Source organism: Anaerofustis butyriciformans (assembly GCF_036289385.1).
Classification (GTDB): domain Bacteria; phylum Bacillota; class Clostridia; order Eubacteriales; family Anaerofustaceae; genus Anaerofustis; species Anaerofustis butyriciformans.
In genome coordinates this window covers 187,456-205,448 of sequence record NZ_JAYFFH010000003.1, presented here as the reverse complement: position 1 = coordinate 205,448, position 17,993 = coordinate 187,456, and the positions used below count along the sequence as shown (strand labels likewise).

Annotated in this window: 16 protein-coding genes; 7 read left to right on the top strand and 9 right to left on the bottom strand. The window is 29.0% G+C overall.

The genetic code is table 11. The features are described 5' to 3' along the window. Positions 1-81 precede the first annotated feature (81 nt). The 9 genes from rpoN to V2W16_RS06295 form a co-directional block, all read right to left on the bottom strand. Entirely contained in the window at positions 82-1,446 is a 1,365-nt protein-coding gene (gene rpoN, locus V2W16_RS06335; protein ID WP_329383216.1) for an RNA polymerase factor sigma-54, read from the bottom strand. A 182-nt stretch (positions 1,447-1,628) separates the two neighbouring features. Further along, a complete protein-coding gene (locus V2W16_RS06330; RefSeq protein WP_329383214.1) occupies positions 1,629-2,681 on the bottom strand; it encodes a zinc-dependent alcohol dehydrogenase in 1,053 nt (350 codons plus the stop codon). A 28-nt stretch (positions 2,682-2,709) separates the two neighbouring features. Beyond that, positions 2,710-3,873 (bottom strand): iron-containing alcohol dehydrogenase, encoded by a 1,164-nt coding sequence (locus tag V2W16_RS06325; protein WP_329383211.1) that lies wholly within the window; start codon positions 3,871-3,873, stop codon positions 2,710-2,712. Between the two features lie 42 nt (positions 3,874-3,915). After that, entirely contained in the window at positions 3,916-4,794 is an 879-nt protein-coding gene (locus V2W16_RS06320) for a class II fructose-bisphosphate aldolase (RefSeq protein ID WP_329383209.1), read from the bottom strand. A gap of 60 nt (positions 4,795-4,854) precedes the next feature. Further along, on the bottom strand, positions 4,855-5,736 hold the full coding sequence (locus tag V2W16_RS06315; RefSeq protein WP_329383207.1) for a PTS system mannose/fructose/sorbose family transporter subunit IID: 882 nt from the start codon (positions 5,734-5,736) through the stop codon (positions 4,855-4,857). Between the two features lie 12 nt (positions 5,737-5,748). Next, positions 5,749-6,498, bottom strand: coding sequence for a PTS mannose/fructose/sorbose/N-acetylgalactosamine transporter subunit IIC (locus tag V2W16_RS06310; RefSeq protein WP_138268282.1), 750 nt, complete (start codon positions 6,496-6,498; stop codon positions 5,749-5,751). 22 nt (positions 6,499-6,520) lie between these two features. Continuing rightward, the gene (locus V2W16_RS06305; protein ID WP_329383203.1) at positions 6,521-7,018 is read right to left on the bottom strand and encodes a PTS sugar transporter subunit IIB; all 498 of its coding nucleotides are present in this window, start codon (positions 7,016-7,018) and stop codon (positions 6,521-6,523) included. 47 nt (positions 7,019-7,065) lie between these two features. Next, entirely contained in the window at positions 7,066-7,467 is a 402-nt protein-coding gene (locus V2W16_RS06300) for a PTS sugar transporter subunit IIA (protein WP_329383200.1), read from the bottom strand. Between the two features lie 189 nt (positions 7,468-7,656). Then, positions 7,657-10,389 (bottom strand): sigma-54-dependent transcriptional regulator, encoded by a 2,733-nt coding sequence (locus V2W16_RS06295; RefSeq protein ID WP_329383196.1) that lies wholly within the window; start codon positions 10,387-10,389, stop codon positions 7,657-7,659. A gap of 202 nt (positions 10,390-10,591) precedes the next feature. Here V2W16_RS06295 and V2W16_RS06290 point away from each other — a divergent pair, with 202 nt between their 5' ends. The 7 genes from V2W16_RS06290 to V2W16_RS06265 all read left to right on the top strand — a co-directional run bounded on the left by V2W16_RS06290 (position 10,592) and on the right by V2W16_RS06265 (position 17,978). Further along, entirely contained in the window at positions 10,592-11,125 is a 534-nt protein-coding gene (locus V2W16_RS06290) for a DJ-1/PfpI family protein (RefSeq protein ID WP_329383192.1), read from the top strand. A gap of 45 nt (positions 11,126-11,170) precedes the next feature. Further along, positions 11,171-12,040, top strand: coding sequence for a radical SAM protein (locus V2W16_RS06285; RefSeq protein WP_329383189.1), 870 nt, complete (start codon positions 11,171-11,173; stop codon positions 12,038-12,040). 70 nt (positions 12,041-12,110) lie between these two features. Beyond that, a complete protein-coding gene (locus tag V2W16_RS06280; RefSeq protein ID WP_329383186.1) occupies positions 12,111-14,318 on the top strand; it encodes a GH25 family lysozyme in 2,208 nt (735 codons plus the stop codon). Beyond that, on the top strand, positions 14,291-14,449 hold the full coding sequence (locus tag V2W16_RS11190; protein WP_425353953.1) for an SH3 domain-containing protein: 159 nt from the start codon (positions 14,291-14,293) through the stop codon (positions 14,447-14,449). Before V2W16_RS06280 ends, V2W16_RS11190 begins: the two co-directional genes overlap by 28 nt. 83 nt (positions 14,450-14,532) lie before the next feature. Next, on the top strand, positions 14,533-16,104 hold the full coding sequence (locus V2W16_RS06275) for an amidohydrolase (protein WP_329383183.1): 1,572 nt from the start codon (positions 14,533-14,535) through the stop codon (positions 16,102-16,104). A gap of 52 nt (positions 16,105-16,156) precedes the next feature. After that, complete coding sequence (locus V2W16_RS06270; RefSeq protein WP_329383180.1) at positions 16,157-17,452, top strand: DUF308 domain-containing protein; 1,296 nt, start codon at positions 16,157-16,159, stop codon at positions 17,450-17,452. A gap of 61 nt (positions 17,453-17,513) precedes the next feature. Next, positions 17,514-17,978: a hypothetical protein gene (locus V2W16_RS06265; RefSeq protein ID WP_329383177.1), complete on the top strand. Its 465-nt coding sequence runs from the start codon at positions 17,514-17,516 to the stop codon at positions 17,976-17,978. Positions 17,979-17,993 lie beyond the last annotated feature (15 nt).

The following is a 17,993-nucleotide window of genomic DNA, read 5'->3' as shown; positions in this document are numbered from 1 at the left end:
ATTCGCGGGTTCGAGTCCTGCTACCCCCGCCATAAAAAATCAAAACTTTTTTATTAAAAAGCAGAAGTTTTACTTCTGCTTTTAATCTTTTCTTCTTATTGTTGTTGAAGGAATACCCATTTGTCCCCTATATTTATTAACGGTTCTTCTTGAAATTGCACACCCTTTTTCCTTTAACATTTTAGATATTTTTTCATCACTAAAAGGCTTCTTCTTATCTTCCTTTTCGATAATAACTTTTATTTGATTTTTTATTTCATCATCAGTGCATTCATTCGCATTTAATTCACTGTTACCACCAACTGTCTGTTTGAAAAAGGACTTAAGAGGAAATACACCTCTTTTTGTTTCTACATATTTTTCATTTACTATCCTGCTTACGGTAGAAACATTTATATCACACTCATTTGCTATATCAGACATTTTTAGAGGTTTTAAATTACCATTCTTTAAAAATTCACCTTGAACCTTAAATATCTCTTCTGTAACCTTAAGCATATTTTCTTTTCGTTTTTTTACTGCACTTATTATAAACAAAGCCTTATCATAATGTTCTTTATAAAAACTCGATAAATCTTTGTCATTTGCAAAACGACTCATTTCTATTAAAGAACTTTTATCCATTTGTATTGAAGGAGTGTTATCTTCAATTAATGATACTATAATTTTCCCGTTCTTTTCAACGACCCTAAGCTCAGGATATATGTATAAATTATCCTCATCTTCAATAAACTCACTTGCTATATTCAAGTTACAAGACTTTATATCTTCTATCAAATCATTAATATAATCTATGTCAAAACCTGTTTTTAAATGTATTGAATTTATTTTGCCATAAGCTATATTTTCCATATAGTTGTTTAATAGTATAGAATGTTCTTCTTTATAAATTCCTTTTTCTTTAAGTTGTATTTCGATTCTCTCAATTGGGCTTTTAGCACAGACCCCACAAGGAGAAAAAGACTGTAAAATATTTATATATCTAATAATACTTTCTTCTTTTAAAGATAAAACAGAACTTACTGCTTTAGTATCTATATTCAAGTATCCTTTTGAGTCAACATCATTTATTAAATATTCCAAATAAAACTTATCGTCTTTATTTATATCTAAAAGCCCTACTTGAAATAATAAATTTTCTTTTAAAGTCTGTCCTGATAAATCCTTTGCAATACTTTCGTTAAATCCGCTGTTAGAAGTGAAAACATAAGAGTTCCCATCATCTTCCTCGCTTTCAGTTATTATAGATTCTTCCCTTTCCATAGATCCTGTAATATCTTTTTTTATGGGATTTTCATATTCTATAAAAATATTCAAATCAGCCTCATTTTCTATAAAAGAACTGAGTTCAAAGACATTAAAATGTAAAAGTTGTATAGCCTGTTTCATTTCATGTGTCATTACTAGCTGCTGCTTTTGTTTTTGAGATTGCTCTAACTTTATCATAAGCCTTTCCTCCTGATACCATATATAACATATATTAAAATTTATTGCTACAAAATTAATTATAAAAACACACCAATTATTTACATAAGTTTATAACAGCACCAAAAGGAACTATATTACATAGTTCCTTTGACAATTTTAATTTTAAAGTATTTATTATTTTTATTCGAACATTTTTATAATTAATCTTGAAGTAGTACGCTTACTCTATACATACCAGGTTTTGAAGCCATTTCAAAGGCTTTTTGTACATCATCAAGTTTAAATTTAGTTGGCTCAATAATTTTTGAAACATCTACGCTTCTATCACTTAACATTCTTCCAGCTGTGAAGAAGTCAATTGAATCTGCTGCAAATGTACCGATTAGTTCAAGTCTCTTATAATGAACTAAGTTTGAATCAAACTCAAGCTGTGGAGCAGGATATCCGGCAGCAAAGAATAATACTCTTCCGTCTGTTGGTTTTAACATTTCAATAGCTTGATTATTTGCAAGTGTTAAACCTACAGCAACAATAACTGCATCGGCGCCTACACCGCCTGTAAGTTTTTTAACTTCTTCAACTGGGTCACAGTTACCTGCATCGATAACTTCAAAGCCCATAGCTTTAGCAGTTTCAAGTTTCTTTTCCATTACTTCTGAAACAATAACTCTACATCCGTTTGCTTTTGCAGCTTGTGCATTAACAAGTCCCATTGTACCTGCACCTATGATTACTACATTTTCCATAGGTTTTACTCTTAATTTTTTAAGTCCTTTTACAACAGTTGCCAATGGTTCAAGGAAAGCAGCTTCGCTAGGAGATAAATCTTTACTTACTTTGATAACGCTTCTTGCATTTCTAACAGCATAATTTGCAAAACCAAAAGCACCTAAATAACCATCTTCTGTTCTTCCTGTTATAGAAGTATCGGTGCAATGTAAAACATCACCTTTTCTACAAGATTCACATTCTCCGCATCCATCATAAGCCATTGCAACTCTGTCTCCGATTTCAAAATCCATTACTTTTTTGCCTTTTGCTACGATTGTACCAGAGCCTTCATGACCGCCTGCCATAGGATAGCCTTGATGTTCTCTAAGTCCTAACCATTGACCATAGTCTGTTGTACATATATTACAAGCTTCTTGTTTAATTAAAACTTGTCTGTCGCCAAGTTCAGGTAAAGGTCTTGTTCTAACTTCTGCATGTCCTTTTTCTGTTAAAACTGAAAATTTCATTTCTTTTATGTCCATTTTTATTTCTCCTTTTTACCATATAATTTTATTCTAAAGCACTTTTATAAATATTGATTACATCTTCTTTGCTTAGTGAAACGAATCCGCCTACATTACCGTTCTTTGTGCATTTTTCTGCCATTTCAACGATTTTTTCATCCCCTACGTTTACGTCTTTTAAACATGTAGGTTGTCCAACTGATTCAAAGAATTCTTTTGTTTTTGCAATACCTGCAAGAGCTGTTTCTTCAGGATCATCATAATTTTGTCTGATTCCCCAAACCTCTACTGCATATCTTACAAAACGCATTACATCATGTTTATATACATATTTCATCCAATGAGGAAGAATAAGAGCAAGTGTTGTTCCGTGAGTAATTTTATATTCACCGCTAAGTTCATGGCCTATCATATGAGCGCCCCAGCATTCGTCTCTGCCTACTCCTAAAATTCCGTTATGAGCAATTGTTCCAGCCCACATTATTTCTGCTCTTGCTTCATAATCTTTTGGATCTTTTAAAACTTTATATACATTGTCAATAATTGTTTTAATTGTGCTTTCACATAATCTGTCAGTAAATTCAACATGTTTTGTGTTTGTAAAATATCTTTCAAATACATGAGATATAATATCTACACAACCTGCTGTTGTTTGGAATGGAGGAAGAGAATATGTAAGTTCAGGATTCATAACTGCAAATACAGGTCTCATTCTTACATCATCAATGGCTCTTTTAGAATTACCGTTTGTTAAAATAGAAGATATACTTGATTCACTTCCAGTTCCAGGAATTGTAAGAACAACACCTACTGGCAAAGTATCGTTTATTGTTCCAACTCCTTCATAAATATCCCATACATCACCGTTGTAATAAACACCTACACCGATTGATTTTGCAGTGTCAATAACGCTTCCGCCACCTACTGCTAAAATAAAATCAATGTTTTCTTTTTTACAAATTTCAATACCTTCTCTTACAAGTTCAACTTCGGGATTTGCTTTAACACCGCTTAATTCTATAAATTCTAAATTTTCTTCATTTAAAGAATTTACAACAGAATCATATAAACCGGTTGTTTTTAAATAATCCCCGCCGTCATTTACAAATAAGACTTTTTTACCATATTGTTTTATTTCACTGCCTACAGTTTTTTCGGTTTCTTTACCGAAAATAAACTTAGTATCACATAAAAAATTAAAGTTGTTCATAATATCTCCTTATACAGTTTATTTTAATTAATTTTTTATAAATTAAGCTTTTCCGTTTGAACCAAAAAGTTTAATGTAATGTTCTAAAGATTCAACAAAACCGTCTTTTGCGACAATTGAAATATCGCATAAATTAGCTTTTAAGTTACCAAATTCACCTTTTGAACCGTCTTGTTTCATACCGTCCCAGTCAAAGTCAAGATATTTAACCATTGCATTTAATGCTGCTGTACTTAAGTCTGTAAATAAGTTAACTTTTTGAATACCTGTTTGTACTGCTTTTTGTAAGTTATCATCTCCTGTACCTGAACCACCATGTAATACAAGAGGAATATCAATTGATTTACTTAAATCATCTAATAATTCAAACTCTAAATGTGGAGTTCCCTTATATGTACCATGTGATGTTCCAACTGCAACAGCAAGACAATCAACACCTGTTAAGTCAATATATCTTAAAGCATCTTCTTTTTTTGTAAGACCAGCATCTCTTGTTTGTTCATATTCAAAGCCTTGTCCTACATGTCCAAGTTCAGCTTCAACAGAAACATCTGCACCATGGGCAATTTTTACAACTTCTTTTACTTCTCTTACATTTTCATCAAATTCAAGAGTTGATCTATCTATCATTACAGATGTAAAACCATATTTAATCGCATGAACAATCTCTTCAAAAGGACCGCCATGGTCTAAGTTTAATGCTGCTACAACATGTGGGTATTTTCTTTCATAAAATCTTACGATATCCGCAGTTTCTTCAAGGAAAGGAAGTCCGGCACAATCTAAAATAATTGGAGAGTTTAATTTATCAGCAGCCTCGTAACAAGCTTTTACACTAATATCGTTATAAACATTTGGCGCCGCAACCCCATACTTTCCTTCTTTAGCTTTCTTTAAAATTTCATCCATTCTGACTAACATATCCGTCTAAATCCTCCTAAAAATTCATCTAATTTATCTATTATTTATATATGTATCTATTTAAAATAATCCTATCATTGCACCTAAAATTGATATTGCAACTATACCGATTGAAATAAGTCCATATTTTTGTGTTTTATTTTTAAGAATGTAATAAATACCAAATACAACACCAAGAGGTAATAATCCAGGAGCAATACTATCCAAGATACCTTGAATTGTCATTTCTGCACCACCAACTGTAAAGGCTATTGGAATAGTTAATTTAACATAACTTGATGCTAAAGCACCCATCATGAATAACCCTAAAATAGCTGTACCTGAAATAAGTTCATTAATCCAACCAGATTGAAGAATATTCTTAACTGATTCTTTTCCAAGTTTGTATCCCATATTCCATAAATATTTACCAATTAAGAATGTAATGATTGTGAATACAAATGGAATAATCGCACCTAATACACTACCTGTTATACCAAAAGTAACCGCAATACCTGCAATAATTGTTTTTAATGTACCCCAGTCAATGGTATCTCCAATACCTGCAAGAGGTCCCATTAAACCGGTTTTAATACCTGTAATTGCATTTTCTCTCATTTCTCTATCGCCATCATGAAGTTCTTCTTCCATTGCTATAGTCATACCGTGAATAGGTGTACCCCATGTACCTTGACTATTAAAGAAGTTTAAGTGATTTTTTAAAGCATAACTTAAATCTTCTTTTTTCTTATATAACTTTTTAAGAATTGGTATCATTGAATAACAAAATGGAATACCTTGCATTCTTTCATATGAGCTTGCAACTTCAACGTCAACCCACCATCTGAAAAATGCTTTATTAATATCTTTTTGTGTTATTTTTTCTGCTTGTTCTTCTTTATTTTCAACAACTTCATTAACTTCTTCGTTAACTAAATTTTTTTCCATATTTTCTTGTTTCATTTTAATCTCCTTTTAGGTTGTAGTATTTTGATTTTCTCTTCTTAAGAAGATAATAAGTAATGCCATACATGTTCCGAATATTGCAGCTGCCATTACACTAATTTGTAAGTATTGAACCATAAAGAATCCTAAAATAAAGAATGGTAAATATGTCTTCTTTCCAATAATAAATACTGTAATAGCAAAACCAAGTGCAGGTAATACGCCGCCTGTAACTTCTAAACCATGAGTTAACCAAACTGGTATAGCCGCTAAAATATTTTCTACAACACCCGCTCCAAAATAATTAGCTAAAAATACAGGTGGGAATCTTAAGAAAAATCCTAAAATTAAAGGGAATAATATCGCACATCTTTCTATTCCTTTAATATTGCATTCTTCTGCATATTTATCTGCTTTATGAGCAAAACTTGCTTGAATTGTTCTTCTGATTTGATCTTGTAATACACCAAGTAAACCAAAAGGAATTGCAAGTGTAACTGCTGTTGCAGCAGGAATATCTGAAACTAAAGCTATTGGAATAGCAATAACGCCTGCTAAACTTTCATCTGCTGGAATATTTGCTCCGGCAGCAACCATACCAAGATATACCATTTCTAGAGATGCCCCTATAATCATTGCTTTTGCAACATCTCCATATATAAGACCAAAAGGCAGTGCCATAACGATCGGTTGGCAAATCGCCCAGTGGAATGTATAACCTAATTTACTTTGACTAATCCAGTACCAAAGACCGGCTACAATCGCTAATGTTAATAACATAATATTTCTCCTTAACTATTTCTTATTTTTTTTCTTCAAATTTTTTAATCATATTTTCATAGTTCATTTTTGGTTCTTCAGGAATAATATGTATATTTATTTCAACTCCTGCATCATGAAGTTCTTTTAATTTTGAAACGTCATCTTCATCAAATGATACTGCTCTTAAAATAACAGTTCTACCCGGAGCACTTGGAAGTCCTCCAATTTGGATTTTTTCAATATTAACTCCCTCATTTTTAAGTTCATAACATGTTTTAATATCTTTAAATAAAATTAATAAATTTCCGTTTCCAAGTTCATTTTCCATCCAGCCCTTTTTAGCATCTTCAACACTAAGTATTTCTACGCTAACGTCTTTTGGAGCTGCAGTTGTATAGATAATAGACATAAAGTCATCTTTTGCAAGTTCGTCATCAACGATGATTATTCTGTTCGCACCTGACATTTTTAACCATTTTGTTATTACCTGCCCGTGAATAAGTCTGCTGTCGATTCTAACAAGATTAATTTTTGCCATTTTTACCTCCTCCTTTTATTTTTTATGAATAATGACAATATAAAAAATTAATTAAACATAAGACTTCTTAAATCTTTAATTCCTTGAAGAGATGAATCTTTTGCAATATTTACCAAATCTTTTAAGGAATTATTTTCTCTTGAAGCAATTGCTTCGATTAGCATAGGTAAGTTTACACCGGTCAAGCATTCGATATTGTCAGAACCTTTTATATTCTTACCTGTTACGTTGCAAGGACTTCCGCCAAGCAAATCAACCATTACAAGAACTCCGCTTCCATCATCAAGCTCGGCTGATTTTTTTGCCACCTTTTGTTCAAGTTCATTAATATCATCCCCATGATTTAAAGATAACGCATCTATTTTTTCTTGATGCCCGATAATTAACTCGCTGCTTTTTACTAATTCTATTCCGGCATTTCCATGTGTTACTACTAATATCCCAATCATGAATTTACCCCCTTTCATTTTTCTTTTATCATTTGCCATATATAATGCAAAAAGCGTGCCAACTTTTGTGTGTAATTAGAATTTATAAAAAAATAAGCCAAATAACAGGTATTTGACTTAAAAAAATTTTTAAAAAATTTTTTATAATTATACTGTGTAAGTTTTACTGTAAAATAATTTTACTGTGTATTAATGTAAAAGCTCTATTATATAAGAAATTTCATCCTTTGGTATAAAAATATTAAAATCTTCTTCGCATTTAAAGAACGCTTCTTTTATTATTTTATACTCTTCCTTATGTTCTTCTATAAATTCTCCTGCATTAAGATGTGGAATAGATTCGTTTTTTATAACTCTTTCAAGCATACATCCTGTATGCATAATAAATCTTAAAAATACATCTTTCCCAACAGGAAGTGCCAATTTTGAAAAAATATCATTAAAAGCGTCAATCAAAAGTACACTTGCTTTTTCATAATTTAAAAATGTAAGTATATTTTTTAAGGTTTCTTTAACAACCGTTTTATTAATAATTGTATCTTCTTGATTTTGAATATACTTCTGACCATTTAACAACTGATGTAAAATACTTATTCCGTTTCCTACAATAAGCTCATTTATAGGAATAAATGGAATATTATTAATTTTTAAATCCACTGTTCCCACAACAGCTATAACATCGCTTATTCCTTTTTCTTCTAAAACCTTGTCAATATTGTCTGCACTTAATATATCCAAATGTTTTATTACCACATTATATTTATTTACATCAATGGATTCTTTTATTATATTATCAATTTTTACTGCAACACCTTTTCCTGAAATACAGGTTGTTATAATTGTTTTTTGTTTTTCATAAGGCGCAGGTAAAACACTTATTTTACTGTGTAAATTTTGATAAATATTTTCTAAATCTTTTTTTAAGGAAATTAAATCCGTATCTCTTAGGCTTGCCTTTCTGACAGCCTCTATAACAAGTAAGGTAGATACCATTTCTACAGTACAAATATTCTTTCCTGTTTTTTTCATGGCCATTTCTCCCATCATATTAAGAGAACCCATATCTACAAGAAGAAGTACCCCTCTGCCCTCATCGGTATCATTTATCATATCGCAAAGGTTATTTAATGCAGTGCTTGTACTCATATCCATAGGCATATCCAAAGCTCTGCAATGGTGCGTATTTAATAAATTATTTACAAAATCAGCCATACTGCTTGCTGTAGAGTTTCCGTGAGCCATTACAATAACGCCTATATTACTTTTGTTTTCTATTTCTTCCGGCGCACATAAAAACATAGTTAAAAATCCAATTTCATGTTTTGGAATTTTTATACTCAAATCCTCTTCCAATAAAGCAAAAATAAATTTGGCAATCTTTAGTTCCTTTGGATTATTTAGTACAATTTCATTTATCTTATCATTTTTTATGTATGTTCCGTTTGAAACTCTTGCAACCATGGAATTAATATGCATTATCATTCCTATTTTTATTCTGTCAGAAAGCTTTCTTCCAAGCTTCATTTCCGCAAATTGAATTGCATCTTCACAAGTTTCCAATACCTTAATATCAACAATTTTTAATAAACTTTCTTTGTGAATATCTCTTTCATCTATTTTGTATTTTTCAAAAATTTGATTGAAATATTCGTCCAAATCAGAATTTATTATATTGCTTATCTCCATGCTACTTCTTCCCATTTTGATAAAATCGTTATATTTATCATTGATATGAGCAACAAGATTGGAATCACTATTTTGTTCTACTGCAAATTCTTTATTATTAAAATAATGATATTCTTCCGAATTTTTAATAAAGTCAATCAAATCATTTTTATTCTTTGAATATAAAAGACCTTCTTGTATATGTTCAGGAAGTATAGATGTACAAATTTCCACGTATTTTTTATTGTGCACTTTATAATCCAAAAAGCCTCTTGCACACAAAAGTTGAATATCAGCTTTAAGCTGTCCGACATTCCCCTTACACTCATATAATAAAAGAGCAATCAAAGCATCTTTATGAACTCTTATGGAAACATCCATATTTGTCTGCTCACTTGACAATATACTTTCTATAAGCTGCAATCTTTCAGATAAATGCCTTTCTTTTAACGAAGGAAGATTAATTGTAACAGGCATTCTTCTTAAAAAAGTTTGAAGCAAAGAAGCATTTATATCTTCAGTGGTTGCACCAATAATAAGAACATCTGCTTTTCTTTGTCCTCCTGTTTCTCCAAGTCTTCTAAATACATGCTTATCCATTAACATAAACAGTAATTCTTGACACTCGGGAGAAAGTCTATGAATTTCATCTAGGAAAAGAACTCCGCCGTTCGCTTCATCAATAAGTCCGCTTTTCTCTTTATCTGCACCCGTAAAAGCTCCTTTAATATGACCAAAAAGCTGAGACATTACAAGTTGAGGATTTTCTGCATATTCAGCGCAGTTAAAAACAACAAATTTTGCATCGCTATCTATTGTCTTCATTTCTATTGCATATTCATATATTTTTTCCGCAAAAGTACTTTTTCCTGTACCTGTGGGACCTGTAATTAAAGTATGAAGCCCTCTTGGCGGATATAATACCGCTGACTTTGCCTGCTCAATATGAGATTTTAAAGATGAGTTAAAACCAATTAGATTTTTAAAAGGATCCACATCTTCTATATCATTATTTTTTTCGTTTATAAAATTATTGTATATTTCTTTTTCAACAAACTTTACGGGTCTTCCATCTAATTTTATAATTTTTTCTTCTTTCACAAGTTCGTTAAGATACCTACTTGTATTACTTCTATCAGCATTAATTAGCTCAGATATTTCACTGGCATCAAGACCAATATCTTCTACATTTTTTACATTTTCTCGTTCATATTGATATTTTCTTAAAATATCATATACTAACTCCTTTCTGTTCATAAGTTTACCTCTCCATTTTACACACTCGATATTCTATATATAATATAATACACACTATCTATATATAAATCAACAAATATATTTTATTCGTTTACACATATTAAATAAATATTATATACATAAAATCTATCCCCTATTATCAAGAATAAGTGATATAATATAATTATTAATATGATAATAATGATAAAGGAGATATATAAATATGAAAGTATGTATGGTAATAACAGACGGATTTGAAGAAGTTGAAGCAATCGGAACATATGCAATTTTAAGAAGAGGCGGAGTTGAAGTTGATATTTATTCACTACTTGATAAAGATGCAACAGGAAGATTCGGTCTTACATGCACAAATTTAAAACCTTTCTCAAAACTAAACGGTGATGATTACAGTGCTTTAATATTACCTGGCGGACCGGAATATGTTGCAATAGAAGCAAGTAAAGAAGTACAAGCCTTAATAAAAGAATTTAATGATAAAGATAAATTAATATGTGCAATTTGTGCTGGTCCTACTATTTTAGGCAGAGCTGGATACTTAAAAGACAAAAATTACACATGTTTTACATCAATGAATGAAGATTTTGGTGGAACATATGTAGACAAATATGTTGTAAAAGATAAAAACTTTATAACAGGAAGATCTGCAGCAGCAAGTATCGATTTTGGTTTTGAAATTCTAAAAGCATTAGAAGGCGAAGAAAAAGAAAAGGAAATAAAAGAAGAAATATACTATTAAGAAGCTTCTTAATGAAGCTTCTTATTTTAACAAGAAGGAGATAATATGAGATACGAAGGAATTGTATACAGACCACCAAGCGAAGCATATAGCCTTATTGTTCAAGTAACAATAGGATGTTCACAAAACAGCTGTACTTTTTGCAGTATGTATAAAGATAAAAAATTCAGAATAAGAAATTTAAATTATATACTTGCAGATTTAAGCGAAGCAAGAAGGACATATGATAATGTAGAAAAAATATTTTTAGCTGACGGCGACGCACTATTTAGCGACATGGAAACTTTAAACGAAGTTCTAGATTATATAAAAGAAACTTTTCCGGAATGCAAGCAAGTATCATGTTATGCAACAGCAAAAAGTATTTTATTTAAAAAGCCAAGAGATTTAAGAGTATTAAAAGAAAAAGGATTAAAACTTTTATATATAGGCCTTGAATCTGGAAGTGACACAATACTAAAGAAAGTCAAAAAAAGAACATCTGCAAAAGAAATGATAAAAGCAGCAAAACAAGCTAAAGATGCAGGACTAAAAATATCTGTAACTGTTATATCGGGTCTTGGAGGATGTGAATTATGGGAAGAACATGCCATTAAAACTGCAGAAGTTTTATCTGAAATGGATCCTGAATATATAGGGCTATTAACTCTTATGGTTGAAGATGGTACAGTATTAAAACAACAAATTGAAAATGGCGAATTTAATTTATTGGAACCTAAGGATATTTTAAAAGAGACAAAATTGTTAATTGAAAATCTAAACTGCTCAAATGCAGTATTTCGTTCAAATCATGCCTCAAACTATTTAAACTTAAGAGCTACTTTAAATAAAGATAAAGAAAATCTATTAAAAACTTTAGATGACGCAATAAATGGGAATATATCATTAAAAGAAGAATATATGAGAGGATTGTAATAAAAAGCTTTACTAAAAAAAAATTTATGCTATACTATCAAAGAAAAAAACTAAAAGGAATGGGAAAAAGATGAAAAAAATTTTAACTTTTATTTTAGCAATTATTTTTGCAATGAATATTTTTATTGTACCTATTTCGGCTCAAACACAAAATCAAAATACATCAACAAATCAAGAAGTAATAAATGAAGACGAAAACAATACAATAAATCAAGAAGTTCAAACAACAACAAAAGAAGATGAAAAAAAAGAAGATTCAGATACAAATAAAGAAACTGAAAAACAATCTAATCAAGAAACAGAAAATAGCGAAAAAACACAAAATCAAAATGACTCTGCATCTTCTCAAAACAACTTAACAGAAGAAAAAGATATTACTAATGATGACCCTCAACAATTTAGAGCTAACGGAGATATTCCTGATGAATTTTATTCAACAGGTCCAATGGCAAGAAGTGCAAATAGCGGATTTAATTTAAAAAGTCCATATGACAATAAAACATATACTCATAACAGTAAATTTAAAGATTATAATGTAACGTATGGTATTGATGTTTCTTATTGGAATGGAACAATAAACTGGCAAAAAGTAAAAAACGATGGTATCAAATACGCATTTATTAGAGTTGGATACAGAGGATATGGCAAAGCGGGAACAATAGACAACGATTCAACTTTTAAAAGAAACATCACAGAAGCTAAAAAATATGGTATAAAGGTAGGAGTATACTTCTTCTCTCAAGCAATAACAACTGCGGAAGCAAGACAAGAGGCTAATTACACATTAAATAAAATAAAAGGTTATAGTATAGATATGCCTGTTGTAATTGACTATGAATATGCAGGAGGAAGTGATGGTAGATTAACTAATGCAAATTTATCAAAAACTGCAGCAACAAACATTGTAATGGAATTTTGTAAAACAGTAAAAAATGCAGGATACACTCCTATGGTATATGCAAATTACAGCATGCTTAATAATGATTTAAACAAATCAACAATAGATTCAACATATAAAGTATGGCTTGCTCATTATACAAACTCTACATCATATAGCGGTAAATATGAATTTTGGCAACATACAAGCAGCGGAAATGTTGACGGTATTTCAGGGAGAGTAGATATAAATGTTTGGTATACACCAAAAGAGTCAAAACCTACAATTAATACACCTACATTATCATTTAATGGAAGTAATGAAAATACAATATGGTTAAAATGGAATAAAATAGATAATGCTACAGGCTATGTTCTATATAGATATAATACAATAACAAAAAAATATGATGAAATAAAAGAAATTACATCTGGAGACACAACAACTTTTGCAGATAGATCAAAAGCTTCTGCTACAACATATCATTATAAGATAAAAAGCTTTTATACAGAAAAATCAGGAAAGAAAATATATAGTAATCTATCCAACATTTTTTCTGCAACAACATTACCAAGACAAGTTACGGGTCTAAATACTACAAAAACAGCTACAGGCAAAATAAACTTAACATGGAACAAAACTTTAGGTGCACATGGCTATAAAATTTTTAAATATAATGATAAAACAAAAACTTATGAATACCTTGCTAACGTAAATGCAACGAAATATCAAGATACAAACGTATCAAAAAATAATACATATTATTATAAAGTTGCCGCATATAAAACATTAAATGGGAAAAACTATCATGGTTTAACATCTCCACCTGCAGTATCAACAATATCCTCACCTAAATTATCATTTAATGGAAGTAATGAAAATACAATATGGCTAAAATGGAATAAAATAGATAATGCTACAGGCTATATTCTATACCGATATAATACAATAACAAAAAAATATGATACCGTAAAAGAAATTACATCTGGAGATACAACAACTTTTGCAGATAGATCAAGAGCCACTGCTACAACATATCATTATGCGATAAAAAGCTTTTATACTGACAAAGAAGGAACAATAATATATAGCAACTTATCTAATGTATTTTCTGCAACAACATTACCAAGACAAGTTACAGATCTAAAAGCTACAACAACAGATACAGATAAGATAACCTTAACATGGAACAAAACTTTAGGTGCACATGGTTATAAAATTTTTAAATATAATGATAAAACAAAAACTTATGAATACCTTACTAACGTAAAGGAAACTACATACCAAGATATAAACGTATCAAAAAATAATACATACTATTATAAAATTGCCGCATATAAAACGTTAGATGGGAAAAACTATCATGGTTTAACATCTCAAATCCTAAAGGTACAACATTAACAAAAAATGCAAAAGTTACAGCTTACGGATATAAAAATGATAAGTATAAAAAAAGATGGTATAAAGTTACCTTTACAAAAGGTAACAAAACATATTACGGATATGTTCATAGTAGTTATATAAAATTTTAGAGAGAACAAAATGTTCTCTCTTTTTTTATAAAATTATAAAAAATAAGATATAATAACATTACAGAGAGAAAGGATTTAAAGAAATGAAAACAATATTTTTATCAAACAATATTATTACAATGGAAGATAATATACATTGTAACGCAATTCTCACAGAAAACGGAATAATAAAAAAAGTAGGAACAAAAGAAGATATCTTAAAATTAAAGGATGAAAATACACAAATAAAAAACTATGAAGATAATTGCCTAATGCCTTCTTTCATAGATTCCCACAGTCATATTACAGCACTAGCAAAATCTCTTCTTATAGCAAACTTATCAAATGCAAAAAATTTTGATGATATTATTAACTTTTTAAATAAATATAAAAAAGAGAATAAAATAAAAGAAGGGGAATTCTTAATAGGGTTTGGATATGATCATAACTTCTTAAAAGAAAAAAAACATCCTACAAGAGATATTCTTGATAAAGTAAGTAAAGAAATTCCAATTTTAATTACTCATTCTTCCGGTCATATGGGTGTTGTTAACACTAAAGCACTTGAAATACTAAATATAAATAAAGATACAAAAGATCCTATTGGAGGAAAAATAGGAAGAAAAAATGGTATTCCAAACGGATATCTTGAAGAAAGTGCTTTTATAGATAACACAAAAAAATGCATGAATATTTCAATAGAAAAATTAATGGAAGCAATAAAAAAAGCAGAAAGAATCTATTTACAATATGGTATAACAACAGCTCAAGACGGACTTACAAAATATGAAGAATTTAGTATTTTAAAAGAAATGTCTAAAAAAAATATGCTTGATATTGATGTTGTAAGTTATGTAGACATAAAAAATTGTAAAAAAATAATAGATGAAAATAAAGAATATTTAAAATATCATAACCGCTATAAAATAGGAGGATATAAATTATTTTTAGACGGTTCTCCACAAGGTAAAACTGCGTGGATGTCAAAACCATATGAAAACGAGAAAGAATACAGAGGATATCCTATTTATAAAGACAGTGAAGTAGAACATTTTGTAGACACAGCCATAAAGGAAAATATACAAATTATTACCCATTGCAATGGAGACAGCGCTGCGGATCAATTAATAAGTGCATTTAAAAATAAAAAAACAAATATCAGACCTGTAATGATTCATGCACAAACAGTAAGAAAAGACCAGTTGAAAGAAATGTCTAAAATCGGAATGATAGCATCTTTTTTTGCGGACCATATATATTTTTTCGGAGATATTCATTTGAAAAATTTAGGAAAACGTGCATTTAATATCTCCCCTATTAAATCTGCTATAAAAAATAATGTAATATACACAATTCACGAAGATACACCTGTTGTTGAACCTAATATATTAAGAAGTATATGGATAACTTTGAAAAGAGAGACAAAAAATGGAGTTATTTTAGGTGAAGAAGAAAAAATATCAATAGAAGAAGCATTAAAAGCTGCAACAATAAATGCCGCATATTCTTATTTTGAAGAAAATGAAAAAGGAAGCATTAAAGAAGGAAAAAATGCCGACTTTATAATTTTGGATAAAAATCCTTTAAAAGTAAAAAATATTGATGAAATACAAAATATAAAAGTTCTTGAAACAATAAAGAACAGTAAAAGCATATATAAAAAAATTAATAATTAATATAAAATCCCGGTAAATAAAATGATATAATACAAAAAAGAGGGAGAAAATTATGAATTACAAGAAAAATATTTCAGCATTTAACCTGCTTATTTCATCTATATCATTAATATTACTGGGATTATTTATTTTATTTTATACAAGGAATTTTTTAAATTGGTTTCCTTACATCACCGGAATAATCCTTATCTATACAGCTCTATCAAAATTTTATTCTTTTTATATAAAAAAATTAAATGAAAAAAAAATATTAATATTAATTGCTGATACTGTTATTTTAATTCAAGGTATCATTGCTTTTATAAGCCCCAAAATTATTTTATTTATTTTCCCGGGCTTTGTGTTATTTTATTCGACAGTTCTTGGAATAATATATTTAATATCTTATTTCCAAAATAAAAAAACACATACACCACATTCAACATTATTATTAATAAAATCCATATTCTTTTTTGTAATATCTATACTCGTTATTACAATGAATTTTTATTATAAGACGTTTATAATAACAAAATTAGTAGGCTTATATTTGATATTTTACGGCATAACTATATTTACAGATTTTATCGATGAGGAAATACCAAAATCATATGCAAATAAAATGATTAGGAAAATATCAATAAGACTTCCTGTTTTATTTACAATAGGTATTCTAAAAAAAACACTTACAAAAATCACAAATTATTTAAACAGTGAAGAAAACAAAAACAATTCAATTTATAAAAAAACAGATTTAAAACCTAACTTAGAAGTCTTAATTCATGTAAAAGAAACTGGGGCAGGTATATTTGGACACATGGATATATACTATAAGGGATTTGTCATATCATATGGTAACTACGATTATGCTACATACAGACTATTTGATTCAATGGGAGAAGGCGTAATATTTTTTATAAAAGGAAAAGAAGACTATATAAAATTTTGTAATAAATATCATGAAAAAACTATATTTGATTTTGGACTTAACTTAACAGATGAACAAATGAAAAAAGTTGAAGAAAAAATCAGTGAGCATATCAGGAATTCATATCCATGGCTATCGCCAAAAGATTTTTACAAAAATTCAAATAAAAAATTTGATGATTATGCAAGCCAACTAGCAAGGGAAACAAACATTAAATTTAGAAAAATTAAAAGAGGTAGATTTAAAAATTATTTTACTTTTTATACTAATTGTGTAAAATTTGCAGACACTATTTTAGGACAAACAGGAATTGATATTTTAAATTTAAATGGAATTTTATCTCCGGGATCATATTATAACTATTTTGAAAGAGAATATAAAAGAAATAATAGTATTGTAATAACAAAAACAGCATATCACCCAAAAGGAATTGTAAAATAAACCAAACATATTTTAATCCTTTTTACAAAAAATAAAAATATAGAAATTGTAAGGAGGACAAATGAAAAAATATATAAGTTTTTTTATAATGATTTTGATTGTTCCTATATTTTTCAGCTGCTCAAATCCTGTAAAACAATATGAAACAAACGAAAAAAGTAACTATTTAACAAATGAAACTTTTAAAGGTGGAAAAAACACAAAAAATACATCAATACAAAAAATATGGATTAATGATTTAATCGGCGATACTAAAGTTATTATTGATTTTGAACAAACTAATACAATACCTACACATATAATTAATTATTCAAAAGATAAAAAAGAAATTATAATAACATTTGATAATGTCGATGTAGAAACAGCAAAAATATCAGACTATAAAGATAATAAAATAATAAAAGAAATAACGACAGAAAACAAAGAAGGAAATAAAAGCCAAATAAAAATTTCTTTAAATAAGATAATAAAATATAGAACAGACGAAACAATAGACTCTAGTCAACTTGTTCTTAATTTAAGATAAAAGAAACGTAAAACG